The 15,082-nt window shown below is 72.7% G+C and carries 14 protein-coding genes; 10 read left to right on the top strand and 4 right to left on the bottom strand.

All coding sequences use genetic code 11. The annotated features are described in order from the left end of the window. Positions 1-224: 224 nt before the first annotated feature. The 10 genes from AB0L71_RS24515 to rlmB all read left to right on the top strand — a co-directional run bounded on the left by AB0L71_RS24515 (position 225) and on the right by rlmB (position 10,599). Positions 225-707, top strand: a complete 483-nt coding sequence (locus AB0L71_RS24515) for a CarD family transcriptional regulator (protein WP_006380568.1) — start codon at positions 225-227, stop codon at positions 705-707. Positions 708-1,111: 404 nt separating this feature from the next. Next, entirely contained in the window at positions 1,112-1,858 is a 747-nt protein-coding gene (gene ispD, locus AB0L71_RS24510; protein WP_365246774.1) for a 2-C-methyl-D-erythritol 4-phosphate cytidylyltransferase, read from the top strand. Further along, positions 1,848-2,351, top strand: a complete 504-nt coding sequence (ispF, locus tag AB0L71_RS24505; protein WP_365246772.1) for a 2-C-methyl-D-erythritol 2,4-cyclodiphosphate synthase — start codon at positions 1,848-1,850, stop codon at positions 2,349-2,351. The genes ispD and ispF overlap by 11 nt, the downstream gene beginning before the upstream one ends. A 98-nt stretch (positions 2,352-2,449) precedes the next feature. Further along, entirely contained in the window at positions 2,450-3,025 is a 576-nt protein-coding gene (locus tag AB0L71_RS24500) for a GNAT family N-acetyltransferase (protein ID WP_365246770.1), read from the top strand. 30 nt (positions 3,026-3,055) lie between these two features. Further along, entirely contained in the window at positions 3,056-4,573 is a 1,518-nt protein-coding gene (locus AB0L71_RS24495; protein ID WP_365246768.1) for an ABC transporter substrate-binding protein, read from the top strand. A 4-nt stretch (positions 4,574-4,577) separates the two neighbouring features. Continuing rightward, on the top strand, positions 4,578-6,305 hold the full coding sequence (locus tag AB0L71_RS24490) for an ABC transporter permease subunit (protein ID WP_365246766.1): 1,728 nt from the start codon (positions 4,578-4,580) through the stop codon (positions 6,303-6,305). 95 nt (positions 6,306-6,400) lie between these two features. Continuing rightward, positions 6,401-7,585 carry an MFS transporter gene (locus AB0L71_RS24485; protein WP_365246979.1) on the top strand — a complete coding sequence of 395 codons (1,185 nt, stop codon included), beginning with the start codon at positions 6,401-6,403 and terminating at the stop codon, positions 7,583-7,585. 59 nt (positions 7,586-7,644) lie between these two features. Beyond that, positions 7,645-8,049: a PPOX class F420-dependent oxidoreductase gene (locus AB0L71_RS24480; RefSeq protein ID WP_365246764.1), complete on the top strand. Its 405-nt coding sequence runs from the start codon at positions 7,645-7,647 to the stop codon at positions 8,047-8,049. A gap of 106 nt (positions 8,050-8,155) precedes the next feature. Next, positions 8,156-9,559, top strand: a complete 1,404-nt coding sequence (gene cysS / locus AB0L71_RS24475; RefSeq protein WP_365246762.1) for a cysteine--tRNA ligase — start codon at positions 8,156-8,158, stop codon at positions 9,557-9,559. Between the two features lie 83 nt (positions 9,560-9,642). Then, positions 9,643-10,599 carry a 23S rRNA (guanosine(2251)-2'-O)-methyltransferase RlmB gene (rlmB, locus tag AB0L71_RS24470; protein WP_365246760.1) on the top strand — a complete coding sequence of 319 codons (957 nt, stop codon included), beginning with the start codon at positions 9,643-9,645 and terminating at the stop codon, positions 10,597-10,599. 84 nt (positions 10,600-10,683) lie between these two features. Here rlmB and AB0L71_RS24465 read toward each other — a convergent pair whose 3' ends face one another. Genes AB0L71_RS24465 through AB0L71_RS24450 form a run of 4 tightly spaced genes read right to left on the bottom strand, consistent with a single transcriptional unit; the run spans position 10,684 to position 15,076 of the window. Next, positions 10,684-12,231 (bottom strand): glycosyltransferase family 2 protein, encoded by a 1,548-nt coding sequence (locus AB0L71_RS24465; RefSeq protein WP_365246758.1) that lies wholly within the window; start codon positions 12,229-12,231, stop codon positions 10,684-10,686. Next, a complete protein-coding gene (locus tag AB0L71_RS24460; RefSeq protein ID WP_365246756.1) occupies positions 12,228-13,142 on the bottom strand; it encodes an ABC transporter permease in 915 nt (304 codons plus the stop codon). Before AB0L71_RS24460 ends, AB0L71_RS24465 begins: the two co-directional genes overlap by 4 nt. Further along, positions 13,126-13,815 carry an ABC transporter ATP-binding protein gene (locus AB0L71_RS24455; protein WP_365246754.1) on the bottom strand — a complete coding sequence of 230 codons (690 nt, stop codon included), beginning with the start codon at positions 13,813-13,815 and terminating at the stop codon, positions 13,126-13,128. Before AB0L71_RS24455 ends, AB0L71_RS24460 begins: the two co-directional genes overlap by 17 nt. A gap of 28 nt (positions 13,816-13,843) precedes the next feature. Then, positions 13,844-15,076: a GTP-binding protein gene (locus AB0L71_RS24450; RefSeq protein ID WP_365246752.1), complete on the bottom strand. Its 1,233-nt coding sequence runs from the start codon at positions 15,074-15,076 to the stop codon at positions 13,844-13,846. Between the last annotated feature and the right edge of the window lie 6 nt (positions 15,077-15,082).

Raw genomic sequence — 15,082 nt, 5'->3', positions numbered from 1 at the left:
GACGTTCAGTCACTTCGAAGAGGGGTCCGGATGCGTGTAACGTGCGCGTTTCACCCCGTGCGTGCAACCGCTCCGACCTGCGAATACCGTCTCCCGCGAGCCTTCCGCAGCACGTCCGTGTTGCTGTTGTCAAGCCCCGAGATATGCCCTGACCTGCGAAAACGCCATTCAGGAGAAGCTGTTCTCGTGTTACCCTTGATAGCCACGGAAGGGGTACCTGTCACATGACGTTCAAGGTTGGCGACACCGTGGTCTATCCCCATCACGGGGCCGCGCTGATCGAGGCTATCGAAACTCGCCAGATCAAAGGCGTGGACAAGACCTACTTGGTGCTCAAGGTCGCTCAGGGCGACTTGACGGTTCGCGTGCCGGCGGACAATGCAGAGTTCGTGGGTGTGCGCGACGTAGTCGGGCAGGAAGGGCTGGACCGGGTCTTCGAGGTGCTGCGCGCGCCGTATGCCGAGGAGCCGACGAACTGGTCCCGTCGCTACAAGGCAAATCTGGAGAAGCTCGCCTCCGGCGATGTCATCAAGGTCGCCGAAGTCGTTCGCGACCTGTGGCGTCGTGAGCGCGAGCGTGGACTCTCCGCAGGTGAGAAGCGCATGCTCGCCAAGGCTCGCCAGATTCTGGTGAGCGAGCTCGCTCTCGCGGAGAACACGAACGAGGACAAGGCCGAGGCTCTGCTCGACGAGGTGCTCGCGTCCTGAACCGGCTTGCGCCGGCTGTGTCATCTCATGTGCCGCGGTGCCCGCTGACAACCGTATTCACGGTATGTCGTCGGGCGCTGCGGCATATCTGGGTTCAGTCACGGCGTGATGCGGCGACGTGATTAAGCAGCGCGATTTCAGTGACGCGATTCAGTGGCGTGATCCAGCCAGGGACGTGTCTGGATTTCGTGCTGCCCCACCGATGCGCTGGCTCCGTCGGCCATCCCCCTATAGCTTGCTCGCGATCTTGCGTAACCGATCCCGAGCGACCGGTGCGACTGTCCGATGCCGACCGGGAGTCACGGAAGGGGTCCGGTCGAGTCGTGGAGTGGCGCCCGGCTCGCTTGTGGCCATACCCATGTCGGCTGTGAAAACAAACATGCCGGAGCTTCGGAGTGCAACCGATGTCTGATCAACCGCGTCCGTACCGCGCAGCAGCCGTGATTCCGGCGGCCGGCCGCGGTGTACGCCTCGGCCCGGGCGCCCCCAAGGCGCTTCGTGCGCTGGGCGGAACGCCCATGCTCATCCACGCGGTGCGGGCCATGGCGGCGTCCCGTTCCGTCACCCTGGTCGTCGTGGTCGCACCGCCGGACGGCGCGCCGGAGGTCAAGAACCTGCTCGACGCACACGCCCTGCCCGAGCGCACCGACTACCTCGTCGTGCCCGGCGGCGAGACCCGCCAGGAGTCGGTGCGGCTCGGCCTCGACGCCCTGCCCGAGGAGGTCTCCGTCGTCCTCGTCCATGACGCGGCGCGCCCGCTGGTGCCCGTCGACACCGTGGACGCGGTGGTCGAGGCGGTACGGGACGGGGCCCCCGCCGTCGTCCCGGCCCTGCCGCTCGCCGACACCGTCAAGGAGGTCGAGCCCGGCGCACCGGGGGAGCCGGAGCCGGTGCTCGGCACACCGCCGCGGGCCAGGCTGCGTGCCGTGCAGACCCCGCAGGGCTTCGACCGGGACACCCTGGTGCGCGCACACCAGGCCGTCGCGGTCGAGGGCGAGGGCGCCACGGACGACGCGGGCATGGTGGAGCGGCTCGGGGAGCCCGTGGTGGTGGTGCCCGGGCACGAGGAGGCGTTCAAGGTGACCCGGCCGCTGGATCTGGTGCTGGCCGAGGCGGTACTCGCACGCAGGAGGGCGAACGATGGTTTCTGAGGAACGGACCGGTCCGGTGATCCCGCTCGTCGGGATCGGCACCGACATCCACGCCTTCGAGGAGGGCCGCGAGCTGTGGTGCGCGGGTCTGCTGTGGGAGGGGGAGGGGCCCGGTCTGGCCGGACACTCCGACGCCGATGTGGTCGCGCACGCCGCGTGCAACGCGCTCTTCTCGGCCGCCGGGCTCGGTGACCTCGGGCAGCACTTCGGCACCGGCCGGCCCGAGTGGTCCGGCGCCGCCGGGGTCACCCTGCTGACCGAGGCGGCGCGGATCGTGCGGGCCGAGGGCTTCGAGATCGGCAATGTCGCCGTACAGGTCGTCGGTGTACGGCCGAAGATCGGCAAGCGGCGCGACGAGGCGCAGAAGGTGCTGTCGGCCGCCGTGGGTGCGCCGGTCTCGCTCTCTGCCGCCACCTCCGACGGGCTCGGCTTCACCGGGCGGGGCGAGGGCCTCGCCGGGATCGCGACGGCGCTGGTCTACCGCACCGGCTGAGCCGCCGTGGCGTCTGCCCCCGGAACCTTGTTGCACATCAGTTGCACGTACTCTGGTGCGGCAAACGAGGTGTCGTACGAGGGCGGTGGGGTTCGCGGATGAGCACGACGACGGTGAAGCCGGTGCGGGCGGACGCCGGCCGGTACGTACTGCGCACGGCCGGCTCCGCGGACCTCGACGGAGCGCGCGCCGTGATGCTCGACACCGTCTACCGCGACTTCGGGTCCGGTTACGTGCCGTGCTGGCACGCCGACATCATCGACCCCGACGCCGCCTATCTGCGCCCCGACCGCTGCACCCTGCTGGTCGTCGAGTGCGAGGGCGAGATCGTCGCCACGGGCGCCGTGCGCGACCGCGGGCCCCAGGCGCCGCCCAATCCGCAGTGGGTCGCGGATCGCTTCCCGTCCGGCAGCACCGCCCAGCTCTGCCGGATCTACGTGGCGCCCGGACACCGCAGGCAGGGCCTGGCGCGCCGGCTGGTCCGCGAACTCTGCGACTTCGTCGCGCGGACGGGCGGGTACGAGGCGATCTATCTGCACACCGACCCCGCCGTGCCGGGCGCCGAGCCGTTCTGGCGGTCGCTGGCGTCCGAGGTGTGCGACGAGCGTGCGCTGCCGGGTGGCGGTCAGGGCATCGTCCACTTCGAACTGCCGATGCCGACTCCCGTCCAGTAGATGACAATCATTTTCATATAAGGTGCCGTCATGTCCACGCCCCGACGCCGTCGCTCCGCGCTGCCGCTGACGCTCCTCGCGGCCACCCTTCTCGTCCCGCTCGCCACCGCCTGCTCCTCGGGCACCTCCGACGGCTCCACGGCGGGGCAACGGCTCCGGGTCGCCATGGCCTTCCCGCCCGCCCAGGCCATGTCCCCCTACGGCGACGACGCGGTCACGCTCAGCCGGCTCGCCGTGATCGAGGGCCTCACCGCGCTCGACAGGAACGGTGAGGCAAAGCCCGCACTCGCGGCCTCCTGGAAGCGGGACGACGACCGCACCTGGACGTTCACCCTGCGTGACGCCGCCTTCCAGGACGGCACGAAGCTCAAGGCCCCGGACGTCGTGCGCTCGCTGCGCGCCGCCAAGGCGGCCTCGCCCAAGCCGCGAGTCCTCAGCGACACCCGCCTCACCGCTTCGGCACCGGACGCGCGGACCGTACGGATATCCACCGCCGACCCCGACCCGCTGCTGCCCCAGCGCCTGGCCAACCCCTCCCTCACGATCCTGTCCGCCGCCGCGTACCGGGACGGCAGGGTGAACCCCGCCGGGCACGCCACCGGCCCGTTCACCCTGACGAAGGTCAACGGCGCGGTGAGCGCGACCCTCCAGCGCAACGACAGCTACTGGGGCCCGAAGGCCAAGGCCCCCGGAGCCGACGTGACGTTCGTCGCCGACGGCACGGCGCGCGCCAACGCGCTGCGGACCGAGGCCGTCGACATCGCCGAGTACGTCCCCGTCTCGCAGGCGTCCCTCCTCGGCGACCGGCTCGTCCACGCCTTCCCCTCCGCGCGCACCAACGGCCTCTCCCTCAACACCGAACACGGTGTCTTCGCCGACCCGGCCATGCGCGCCGCCGCCCGCGAGGCCATCGATTCCGAGGCCCTGGTCAAGGGCGTCCACGAGGGCCGCGCCGACACCGCCGAGGGCCTTCTCGGCCCCGGAGTGCCCTGGGCCGCCGCCGCCCGCACGGCCCCCACGAACCGCGTGAAGGCCGCCGACCGGGCCCAGGTCGCGAAGACGGAGGAGATCGTCCTCGCCACCTACACCAACCGGCCCGAACTGCCCGAGGTCGCCTCCGTCGTCCAGCAGCAGCTCACCGCCCGCGGCTTCACCGTCAAGCAGGTGGTACGCGACTACGCCCAGCTGGAGGCCGACGCGCTGGCCGGCCGGTACGACGCGTTCATCCAGGCCCGCAACACCCTCCTGGACACCGCCGACCCCGTCTCCTACCTCGCCTCCGACTTCACCTGCGACGGCAGCTTCAACATCTCCCAGCTCTGCGACCCGCGCGTCGACGCCGCCGTGGGCAAGGCCGCCGGCCTCGCCGGCACCGACGTCCGCCACCGCGCCGCCATGACCGCCGAGGCCCGCATCCTGGGCACCGACGCCCTCGTGCCGCTGCTCCACGAACGTTTCATCCAGGGGTACGACGACACCCGCGTCCGGGGCGTCTCGCTCGACCCGATGGAACGCACCCTCATCACCGCCGACACCCGCATCGGGTGACCGGGTGAAGCACCTGGCAGGACGGCTCGGCGCACTCCTCGCCGTTGTCGCCGTCATCGGACTGCTGCCCCGGCTGACCCGCACGGATCCGGCGCTCACGATCCTGCACGCCCGCTACGCCGACCGGCCGCCCACGCCCGAGACCCTCGACGCGATCCGCGCCGAGACCGGCCTCGACGGCGGGCCCGCGCAGGTCCTCGGCGACTGGCTCCGCGGGCTCCTCCACGGCGACCTCGGCGTCTCCTGGGTCTCCGGGCAGCCCATCGCCCCCGACGTGATGTCCGCGCTCGGCGTCTCCCTCTCCCTGATGGGAGTCTCGCTCGCCGTCGCCGTGCTGCTGGCCGCCGCACTCGCCGCGGGCACGCTCCGTCGCGGGGCGCGGCGCCGGATCGTCACCACGCGGGCCGGGACGAGTGCCGCCGTGCTCGCCGCGCTGCCGGAGTTCCTGCTCGCCGCCGTCCTGGCCACCGTCCTCGCCGTGCGGCTCGGTTGGTTCCCCGCGCTCGGCTGGGGCACGCCCGGCCAGGCGGTGCTGCCCGCGCTCGCCATGGGCGTGCCGGCGGGCGCCCTGCTCGGCCGGCTGCTGGACGACGCGCTGCCCGCCGCGTTCGCGGAACCGTGGGCGCGGTCCGCAGCCGCGGGCGGACTGCCCGGACGCCGTATCGCGCGGCACGCGCTGCACCGCACCCTGCCCGGACTGCTGCCCCAGATCGGCATGGTCGTCGTCGGCCTCACCGGCGGCGCCGTCGCCGTCGAGACGCTGTACGCCGTACCGGGCCTCGGCTCCACGGCACTCGGCGCGGCCCTCGCGCAGGACCTTCCCGTCCTCCAGGCCTGCGTCCTGCTGCTCCTGCTCCTGGGCGCCGTGGCGGGCGGCGGGGCGCGCCTCGCCACCCGCGCCCTGCTCGGGCCCGCCCTGCGCGACGGGAACCTTCCCGCACTGGTGCCCCCGAAGCTGCCCGCGCGCCGTCCGCTCCTCGCCGGTGCGGTCGTCCTCGCCGTCCTCCTCGCCGCCGTGACCCTCGCGGGGCTGCTGCGCGACCCGCTCCAGGTGGACGCCGCGGCCCGCCTCGCCGCCCCGTCCGCCACGCACCCCCTGGGCACCGACTCCCTCGGCCGCGACCTCCTCGCCAGGCTGGGCCACGGAGCGGCCCGTACGGTGCTCACCGCGGTCGCCGTCTCCGCCGCGACCCTCGTGCTGGGCCTGGTCCTCGGGGCGGTACGGGCCGGGGCGCTCACCGAGACCGCCAACGCGCTGCCCGCGGTCCTCACCGGACTGGTCGTCGCGGGCATCGCGGGCCCCGGCCCCTGGGGCGCCGCCGCGGCCGTGACCGCCGTAGCCTGGGCCCCGCTCGCCGCCCACACCTCGGCCCTGTACGCGCAGGAGCGCGCCGCCCCGCACCTCGCGGCCGCACGTTCCCTGGGCGCCGGGCGGTGGCACCTGGCCCGCCGTCATCTGCTGCCCGCCGTCCTGCCCCCGGTCCTGCGCCACGCGGTCCTGCGCGTACCGGCGATCGCGCTGGCCCTCGCTTCCCTCGGCTTCCTCGGGCTGGGCACACCGGCCCCGGCACCGGAGTGGGGCCGGATGCTGTCGGAGAACATGCCGTACGCGGAACGGGCCCCCTGGTCCGTACTCGCCCCCGCCGCCGCACTCGCCGTCCTGGGCGCCCTGGCCGTCCTCACGGCGGCGGCGGTCCAGGGCAGGAACCGGAACCGGGCAGGCGCCGCGTGATCCCGCACCGGTGGGCACCCGGCCGGCGGACGGAAGCGGCGGCGGCAGCGGGCGGCCGTCCCGGGAACGCCGCGGCACCCCGGTACTCCCCCTACCTGCGCCTCCTGATCGCCACGCAGTTCGCCTTCAACATCGGCTTCTACGCGGTGCTGCCCTACCTCTCCACCCACCTCGGCACCGGCCTGGGCATGGCGGGCTGGCTCGTCGGACTCGTCCTCGGCCTGCGCACCTTCAGCCAGCAGGGCCTGTTCGTCGTGGGCGGCGCGCTCACCGACCGGTATGGTCCCCGTCCCGTCGTCCTCGTCGGCTGTGCCCTGCGGATCGCCGGCTTCGGCTGGCTGGCCTTCGCCGGGTCCACCGCGACCGTCATCGCCGCCGTGGTCCTCATCGGATTCGCCGCCGCGCTGTTCTCGCCCGCCGTGGAGTCCGAGACCGCCCGCGAGGCCGTCCGGTACGAGAAGGACACCACGACCCCGCGCGCCCAGGTGCTGGCGGTGTTCTCCGCCGCCGGACAGGCGGGAGCCTTCGTCGGACCGCTGCTCGGCTCGCTGCTCCTGCTCCTCGACTCCGGATTCCGGGCGGCCTGCCTCACCGGTGCGCTGGTCTTCGCGGGCGTCCTCGCCGGACACTTCCGTCGGATGCCGCGCCGGGCACCCGCCGGCAGGACACCGGCCGGGTCCCGGCGCGCCCTGCGCGACGTCTTCGGCAACGGCCCCTTCCTCGTGCTCTGCCTCGCGTACAGCGGTTACCTGATCGCCTACAACCAGCTCTATCTCTCCCTCCCCGCCGAGGTGGAGCGCGCCACCGGCTCGCAGGCCGCCCTGGGCTGGCTGTTCGCGCTCTCCTCGCTCCTGGTCGTCTGCGCCCAACTGCCGCTGACCCGCTGGGCCGCCCGCCGTCTCGCCCCGCGCACCGCACTCGTCGCCGGACTCACCGTCGTCGCCGCCGCCTTCGCCGCGGTGCCGCTCACGCCCGCCGGACCCGCCGGGCTGCTGCCCGGTGCCGTGCTCGTGGTGCTGCTCACGCTCGGGCAGATGCTGCTGGTGCCCGCCGTACGCGGCCTCGTACCGGATCTCGTCGACGACCGGCGGCTCGGACTCGCCACCGGAGCACTGTCGTCCGTCTCCGGGCTCGCCGTGCTCGGCGGCAGCGCGGCCACCGGGGCGCTGCTCGGCACGCCCGGCCCGGTCCGGTGGGCGGTGCTCGCCGCCGTGCCGCTCACGGGTGCCGCACTCGCCTTGGCCCTTCCGGTGGGAAGGAGCGGGAAGCGGAAAGGCTGACGCCGTGTTGGGGTACGGGTAGACGAACCGCCGCCGATCCCCTGTGGAGGACGTACCTCATGACCGCCGCACTTTCCCCGGAAATCAAGGCGCTTCTCGACACGCCCGTCTTCGTCACCGTCGCCACCGTCCAGCCGGACGGCAGCCCCCAGGTCTCGCCGGTCTGGGTGAAGCGTGACGGCGACGACCTGCTCATCTCGACGACGGTCGGCCGCCGCAAGGAGCGCAACCTGCGCCGCGACCCGCGGGTCTCCGTCGTCCTCCAGCCGTTCGACGCGCCTTACTCGTACGCGGAGATCCGCGGCACCGCGGCGCTCACCACCGAGGGTGGCCAGGAGCTCATCGACGAGCTGTCGGTGAAGTACACCGGCAAGGAGTACGCGGAGTTCAACCCCGACTTCGGTGCCGACGCCGAGCGGGTGGTCGTCCGCATCACCCCGCGCAAGGTCGTCGGACGTATGTAGTGCCGTGACCGGTCCGGGCCTCCCGGAGCGTCCTGCCGCCAGAAACTTGTCCCCGTGGCCCCGGGAGGGGCGCGGGGCACTGGTGCGCGCCCACTACCCTTGAGGCGTGACTATTCGCCTGTACGACACCAGCGCCCGGCAGATCCGTGACTTCGTACCGCTCACCGCGGGCTGTGTCTCGATCTACCTCTGTGGCGCGACCGTCCAGGCCGCCCCGCACATCGGGCACATCCGGTCCGGGCTGAACTTCGACATCATGCGCCGCTGGTTCGAGTACCGCGGCTACGACGTCACCTTCGTCCGGAACGTCACCGACATCGACGACAAGATCATCACGAAGTCGGCCGAGCAGGGCCGCCCGTGGTGGGCCATCGGGTACGAGAACGAGCGGGCCTTCAACGCGGGGTACGACGCGCTCGGCTGCCTCCCGGTCAGCTACGAACCCCGCGCGACCGGCCACATCCCCGAGATGATCGAGATGATGCGGGGTCTGATCGAGCGAGGTCACGCCTACGCGGCCGACGGCAATGTCTACTTCGACGTGAAGTCCTTCCCCGACTACCTCGAACTCTCCAACCAGGACCTGGACGACCTGCGCCAGCCCTCCGGCGAGGGCGAGACCGGCAAGCGCGACCCGCGCGACTTCGCGATGTGGAAGGCGTCCCGGCCCGGCGAGCCCAGCTGGGAGACCCCCTGGGGCCGCGGCCGGCCCGGCTGGCACCTGGAGTGCTCCGCCATGGCCCACAAGTACCTCGGCACCGCCTTCGACATCCACGGCGGCGGCATCGACCTGATCTTCCCCCACCACGAGAACGAGATCGCCCAGGCCAAGGCCTTCGGCGACGCGTTCGCGAACTACTGGGTGCACAACAGCTGGGTCACCATGTCCGGCGAGAAGATGTCGAAGTCCCTCGGCAACTCCGTGCTGGTCAGCGAGATGGTCAAGCAGTGGCGCCCGATCGTGCTGCGCTACTACCTCGGCACCCCCCACTACCGGTCGATGATCGAGTACAGCGAGGGGGCCCTGCGCGAGGCCGAGTCCGCGTTCGCGCGGATCGAGGGCTTCGTCCAGCGCGTCGTGGAGAAGGCCGGCGGCGAGGTCGCCCCGGCCACCGAGGTCCCGCCGGCCTTCGCCGAGGCGATGGACGACGACCTGGGCGTTCCGCAGGCCCTCGCGATCGTCCACACCACCGTCCGGCAGGGCAACTCCGCACTGGCGGCGGACGACAAGGAAGCCGCCGTGGCCCGCCTGGCGGAGGTCCGCGCGATGCTCGGCGTCCTCGGTCTCGACCCCCTCGACGACCACTGGGCCGGCGGGAGCGACCGCGGCGACGACCTCCACGGCGTCGTCGACTCCCTCGTACGCCTCGTCCTCGACCAGCGCCAGGCGGCCCGCGACCGCAAGGACTGGCCCGCCGCCGACGCCATCCGCGACCAGCTGGGCCAGTCCGGACTCGTCATCGAGGACAGTCCGAGCGGACCACGATGGACGCTGGGCCCGCGCCCGTAGCCGTCCCATGTGCCGCCCGGCGTCCCGGGCGGCACACTTCACTTGTACGCACGCAGTCCCAGAAGCAACGAAACAGGTAGGTCATGGCCGGGAACAGCCAGCGCAGGAACCGCCGCACGTCCAACAAGAAGGGCGCGCAGGTAGGCAGCGGTGGGCAGCGGCGCCGTGGCCTGGAGGGCAAGGGCCCGACGCCGCCCGCTTCCGCCCGCAAGGGGCACGTGAAGAACCGGATCGCCAACGCCCAGGCCAAGCAGGCCGCGGCCCGCCGCCCCGCGCCGCGGCGCGGGGGCGTCAAGGGCACGTCCGAGATGGTCGTCGGCCGCAACCCCGTCTACGAGGCCCTGCGCGACGGCGTCCCGGCGACGACCCTGTACGTCCAGCAGTACATCGACAACGACGAGCGGGTCCGCGACGCGCTCCAGCTGGCCGGTGACCGCGGCAACATCAACCTGATGGAGGCCCCGCGCGCCGAGCTGGACCGGATGACGCGCGGCCTGAACCACCAGGGCCTGGTCCTCCAGGTCCCGCCGTACGAGTACGCGCACCCGGAGGACCTCACCGCGGCCGCGTACGACAACGGCGAGGACCCGCTGATCGTCGCCCTCGACGGCGTCACCGACCCGCGCAACCTGGGCGCGATCGTCCGCTCCGTCTCCGCGTTCGGCGGCCACGGCGTGGTCGTGCCGGAGCGGCGCGCGGCCGGGATGACCGCGGGTGCCTGGAAGTCCTCGGCGGGCACGGCCGCCCGGACCCCGGTTTCCCGGGTGACGAACCTGACCCGGGCCCTGGAGGGTTACCAGAAGGCCGGTCTCACGGTCGTCGGCCTCGCCGCGGACGGAGAGCACACCGTCGAGGACCTGGAGGCGCTCGACGGCCCCGTCGTCATCGTCATCGGCAGCGAGGGCAAGGGACTGGGCCGCCTCGTCGGCGAGACCTGCGACTACCGGGTCCGCATCTCGATGCCGGGTGGCGCGGAGTCGCTGAACGCCGGTGTCGCTGCCGGGATCGTCCTGTACGAGGCCGCGCGGCGCCGGGCCTGACGGACCCCGGGCGGGGCCCCGAAGGCTCCGGGGCTCCAGGAGCTCCGAAGCGGGGCTCCGAAGCGGGGCTCCGGGGGAGAGCCCTCAGCTCTGCAGCAGGTTCCGGACCCGGGTCAGGAGAAGCCGGCTACGACGCCGCGCCGAGCGCTTGGCGCGCGTCAGCCGGTCGCGGCGGACGCGGTCCACGACGGCCGGCGGGGCGCCGTCGGTGGGAATGCTCAGGGACAGCGGCAGGTCCGCGTCCCGCTGCCAGCCGCAGCTGGTGATGCGCACCTTCAGGTCCCAGGTGCCCGCGTTGCGCCCCGCATTGAGGGTGTCCGGGGCGAGCCGGGCCACCGCGGTGTGGACCTGCCGGAACCGGTCCGCCGTGTCACGCCCCTTCACCGGGGCGCGTTCGGCGGATGTGGTGACCGGAAGGAAGAACTCCTCGCCGCCGCTGCGCCGTCGGGCCAGGATGTCCATGCGCGCCACGCCGAGCCGTTGTGTCACGTCGAGCGCGTCCGGACGGATGCCCGTCACGGGGGTGGTCAGGGCGTCGGTGCCGTCGGAGCGGTGGGTGAAGGCGAGCGGCGAGGCACCCGCGTACAGCCCGCCCGTCGCGGTGATCTCCAGCGAAGGGGAGACCTGGGCCGTCGCCCTCGCCCGTATGCGCGACTCCCACCCCGCCCACTCCAGGGCCTCGGCCATCCGGCCCTGGATCAGCAGGTCCGCCGCCGCCCGGCGGCTTGCCGGCAGCCCCGCGGCGACCCCGGGGGCGAACCGTGCGGCGGCCACGGCCCGGGCCTCCCGGAAGAAGTCGGCCCGCCACTCCTCGGGGGCGTCGAGGAAGCGGCGCCCGCTCAGCCGGTCGACGATCTCCACGCGCAGCCACCGCCGGTGCAGCCGGTCGCGGAGCGCTCCCGGTTCGGTGTTCCGGTCGACGATGTCGAGGGCCTCCTGGAGGTTGCCGAAGTAGCCGGCCGGGTCGAAGGTGCGGAATCCGGCGTTCGAGGCGTCCGGACGGCCCACGTGGTAGTAGCAGACGTAGTCGGACAGCACGGAGATCCGCCGGGCGGCGAAGTAGGCGGCGGTGACGAAGACATGGTCCTCCAGCCGCCGGTCGCCCTCGGGAAAACGCAGGTTCTGCTCCAGGAGGAACTCCCGCCGGAACATCTTGTGCGGAGTCAGGCTGTCGATGAGCGGTGCGTTCGCGAGCGTCGCCTCGGGATGGTTCCTGCGGAACAGCTCACGCGGGACACCGCGGCGGATGCCCGCCATCCGGCCGACGACCACGTCGGCGTCCTGGGCGGTCGCGTACGCGTACAGCCGCTGCAGCGCCTCGTCGCCGAACCAGTCGTCGTTGTCGGCGAACTGGACGTACACCCCCCGGGCGCGCTCGATACCGATGTTGCGGGGGCGGGAGGGCCAGCCGGAGTTGGGGATGTGCACGACGTCGATGTGCGCGTGACGGGAGGCGAGGTCGTCGAGCCGGGCGCCGGTGCCGTCGGTCGAACCGTCGTCGACGAAGATCACCTCGAAGTCGCCGGGCGCCATGGTCTGGCGCAGCAGGGAGGCGATCAGCTCGTCGATGTGCGGGCCGGGGTTGTACACCGGGACGACGACGCTGACCCGGGGTTCGGGGGTGGTGCTCATGGAACGCGTACCTTTCGGGACGGACGGGGACGGTCCGGACCGGGGGCGGCCCGGTCGGGAAGCAGCCCCCGGATGTGCAGCACCCGGCGTTCGACGGGGGCGAAGACGGCCGACTCGATGAGGACACCGACGGCGAGGATGAGCAGGACGGCCGCCAGGACCAGGGCGGTGTCGTCCTGTTGCTTGCCGGAATCGAGGAGCCGGCCGACGCCGGGCAACGGGGTGGCGGTGATCAGTTCGGCGGTCATCAGTGCCCGCCAGCCGAACGTCCAGCCCTGCCGCAGCGCGGCGACCAGACCGGGCAGTGCCGCGGGCAGCAGGATGTGGCGGACGTAGGTCCGGCCATGGGCCCCCAGGCACCGGCCCGCCCGCAGCAGCAGCGGCGGGATCCGGTCGAATGCCCCCGCCAGACCGAGGGCCACCGGCGGTACGGCACCCAGCAGGACGACCGCGTACACCGCGCCCTCGGACTCCCCGAGGACGATCACCGCGAGCGGGACGAGACCGGCCGCCGGCAGCGACTGGAGGGCGGACAGGATGGGCGAGAGCACCTCCCGGGCCGGCCGGACCCGGTGGATCAGCAGACCGGTCAGCACCCCCAGCACGACGGAGAGGGCGAATCCCGCACCGGTCCGCAGCAGGCTGTGGCCCAGCGAAGGCAGCAGCGTGCCGTCCCGCCAGGTTCCGGCCAGCGCCGCCGCGACGGACGAGGGGGAGGGCAGGGTCGTGGAGAGCCCCCAGGCGCAGGCGGCCTGCCACAGCAGGAGGACAGTCAGCAAGGCGACGACCGGGGCGGCCGGCAGGCGCAGGCGGCGCCCCCGGGCAGGGGACGGGGCCGCGGGGGCGCGCCCGTCCAGGGCGTCGAGGCCGTCGGAGACCTCGCCGGCCACTGGTTCAGCCGATACGGGCATGGCGCACGACCTCCTCCCGCAGCCGGGCGGTGATCGTGGCGGAGTCCGCCCCCGGATCCCCGCACCGCCACTCGTCCGCGACGCGCCCCGGCCGGGACGCCAGCAGGACGATCCGGGTGCCGAGCCGGACGGCCTCCGGCACGCTGTGCGTGACGAAGACGACCGTGAGCCGCTGCTCGCGCCACACCCGGGTCAGCATCTCGTGCAGGACGTCGCGGGTGATCGCGTCGAGCGCGGCGAACGGTTCGTCCATCAGCAGGACGCCGCTGCCCTGTGCCATCGCACGGGCCAGCGCCACGCGTTGCCGCATCCCGCCGGAGAGCGTGTGCACGGGCCGGTCGTAGACCCCGTCGAGCCGTACCAGCGTCAGCAGCCGCTCCGTCTCGGTGTGCCACCGGGACTTCGGCAACCCGCGCAGCCGCAGGGCGAGTTCGACGTTCCCGCCCGCGGTCAGCCACGGGAACAGGGCGTGCTCCTGGAACATCAGGGCGGGCCGGGGGGTGGGCAGGGACACCGTCCCCGACAGCGGTTCGACCAGCCCTGCCAGCAGGGCGAGCAGGGTCGACTTCCCGGAACCGGACGCGCCCAGCACGCAGAGGAACTCGCCCTCGGTGACGGTCAGGTCGAGGTCCTCGACGACGGGAGCGGACCCGTCCGGATAGCCATGGGTCACACGGGACAGGGCAAGAGCCGGCACAGGATCACCGGACCATGCCCGCGGTGAGCGTGGCACCGTCGGCGGGGTCGATCAGGAGGAACGATCCGGTGCGCCGGCAGTCGGCGTACGGGTCCGTGAAGAGCGCCTCGGCGGTACGCAGCCGCACTTGGGCCAGGTCGTTGGCGGTGAGTCCGTGGGGTGTTCCGGTGATCTCCTCGACCACGGCCTTGACCGTACGGGTGGTGTGTTTGACCAGCACCCGGTCACCGACGTGCAGCGGCCGGTCGGCGAGGTGGCAGACATCGGCCTCCACCGTGCGGGTCGGCAGGGGCGCTTCGGCGGCGGGCACGATCAGGTCACCCCGGGAGATGTCCAGGTCGTCGCCGAGCCGCAGAGCGACCGAGTCGGACGCGTACGCCGCAGGGACCGGCTCGCCGAGCCGGTCGATCGCGGTGACGGTGGAGCGCTGCCCGGAGGGCAGTACGGCGACCTGCTCGCCGGCCCGCAGCACCCCGGACGCCAGCTGGCCCGCGTAGAGACGTCGGCCGTCGTGCCGGATGACGTACTGCACGGGGAACCGGGCGGGCCTCTCGGCGAGGTCGTCGCCGGTGGGCACGGTCTCCAGATGCGCGAGCAGGGCGGGACCGGTGTACCAGTCCATCCGGGCGGAGGGCTCCACGACGTTGTCGCCGTGCAGTGCGGAGAGCGGGATCGCGGTGAACGGGGCCGCCCCGGGGATGCCGAGATCCTGGGTGTGGCGGGCGAAGTCCTCGGTGACGCGGCGGAATTCCTTCTCGGACCAGTCGACGAGGTCCATCTTGTTGACGGCCAGCACCACGTGCGGCACCCGCAGGAGTGCGGCGACGGCGGCGTGGCGTCGGGTCTGTTCGACGACGCCGTTGCGGGCGTCGACCAGGACGACGGCGAGGTCGGCGGTGGAGGCGCCGGTGACCATGTTGCGGGTGTACTGCACATGGCCCGGGGTGTCGGCGAGGATGAACCGGCGGCGGGGCGTGGCGAAGTAGCGGTAGGCCACGTCGATGGTGATGCCCTGTTCGCGCTCGGCGCGCAGGCCGTCGGTGAGCAGGGCCAGGTCCGGCGCCTCCTGGCCGCGGTTGCGGGAGGCGTGCTCGACGGCCTCCAGCTGGTCGGTGAGGACCGACTTGGAGTCGTGCAGCAGACGTCCCACGAGGGTGGACTTGCCGTCGTCGACGGACCCCGCGGTGGCGAACCGCAGCAGGGTGGTGGCCGACAACTGTTCGCTGGTGCTGGTCATTTAGAA

This window comes from Streptomyces sp. NPDC052052, assembly GCF_040680455.1.
In the GTDB taxonomy this organism is placed as follows: domain Bacteria; phylum Actinomycetota; class Actinomycetes; order Streptomycetales; family Streptomycetaceae; genus Streptomyces.
The sequence above is the reverse complement of the archived record's forward strand: the minus strand, read 5'-3'. Positions and strand labels throughout refer to the sequence as shown.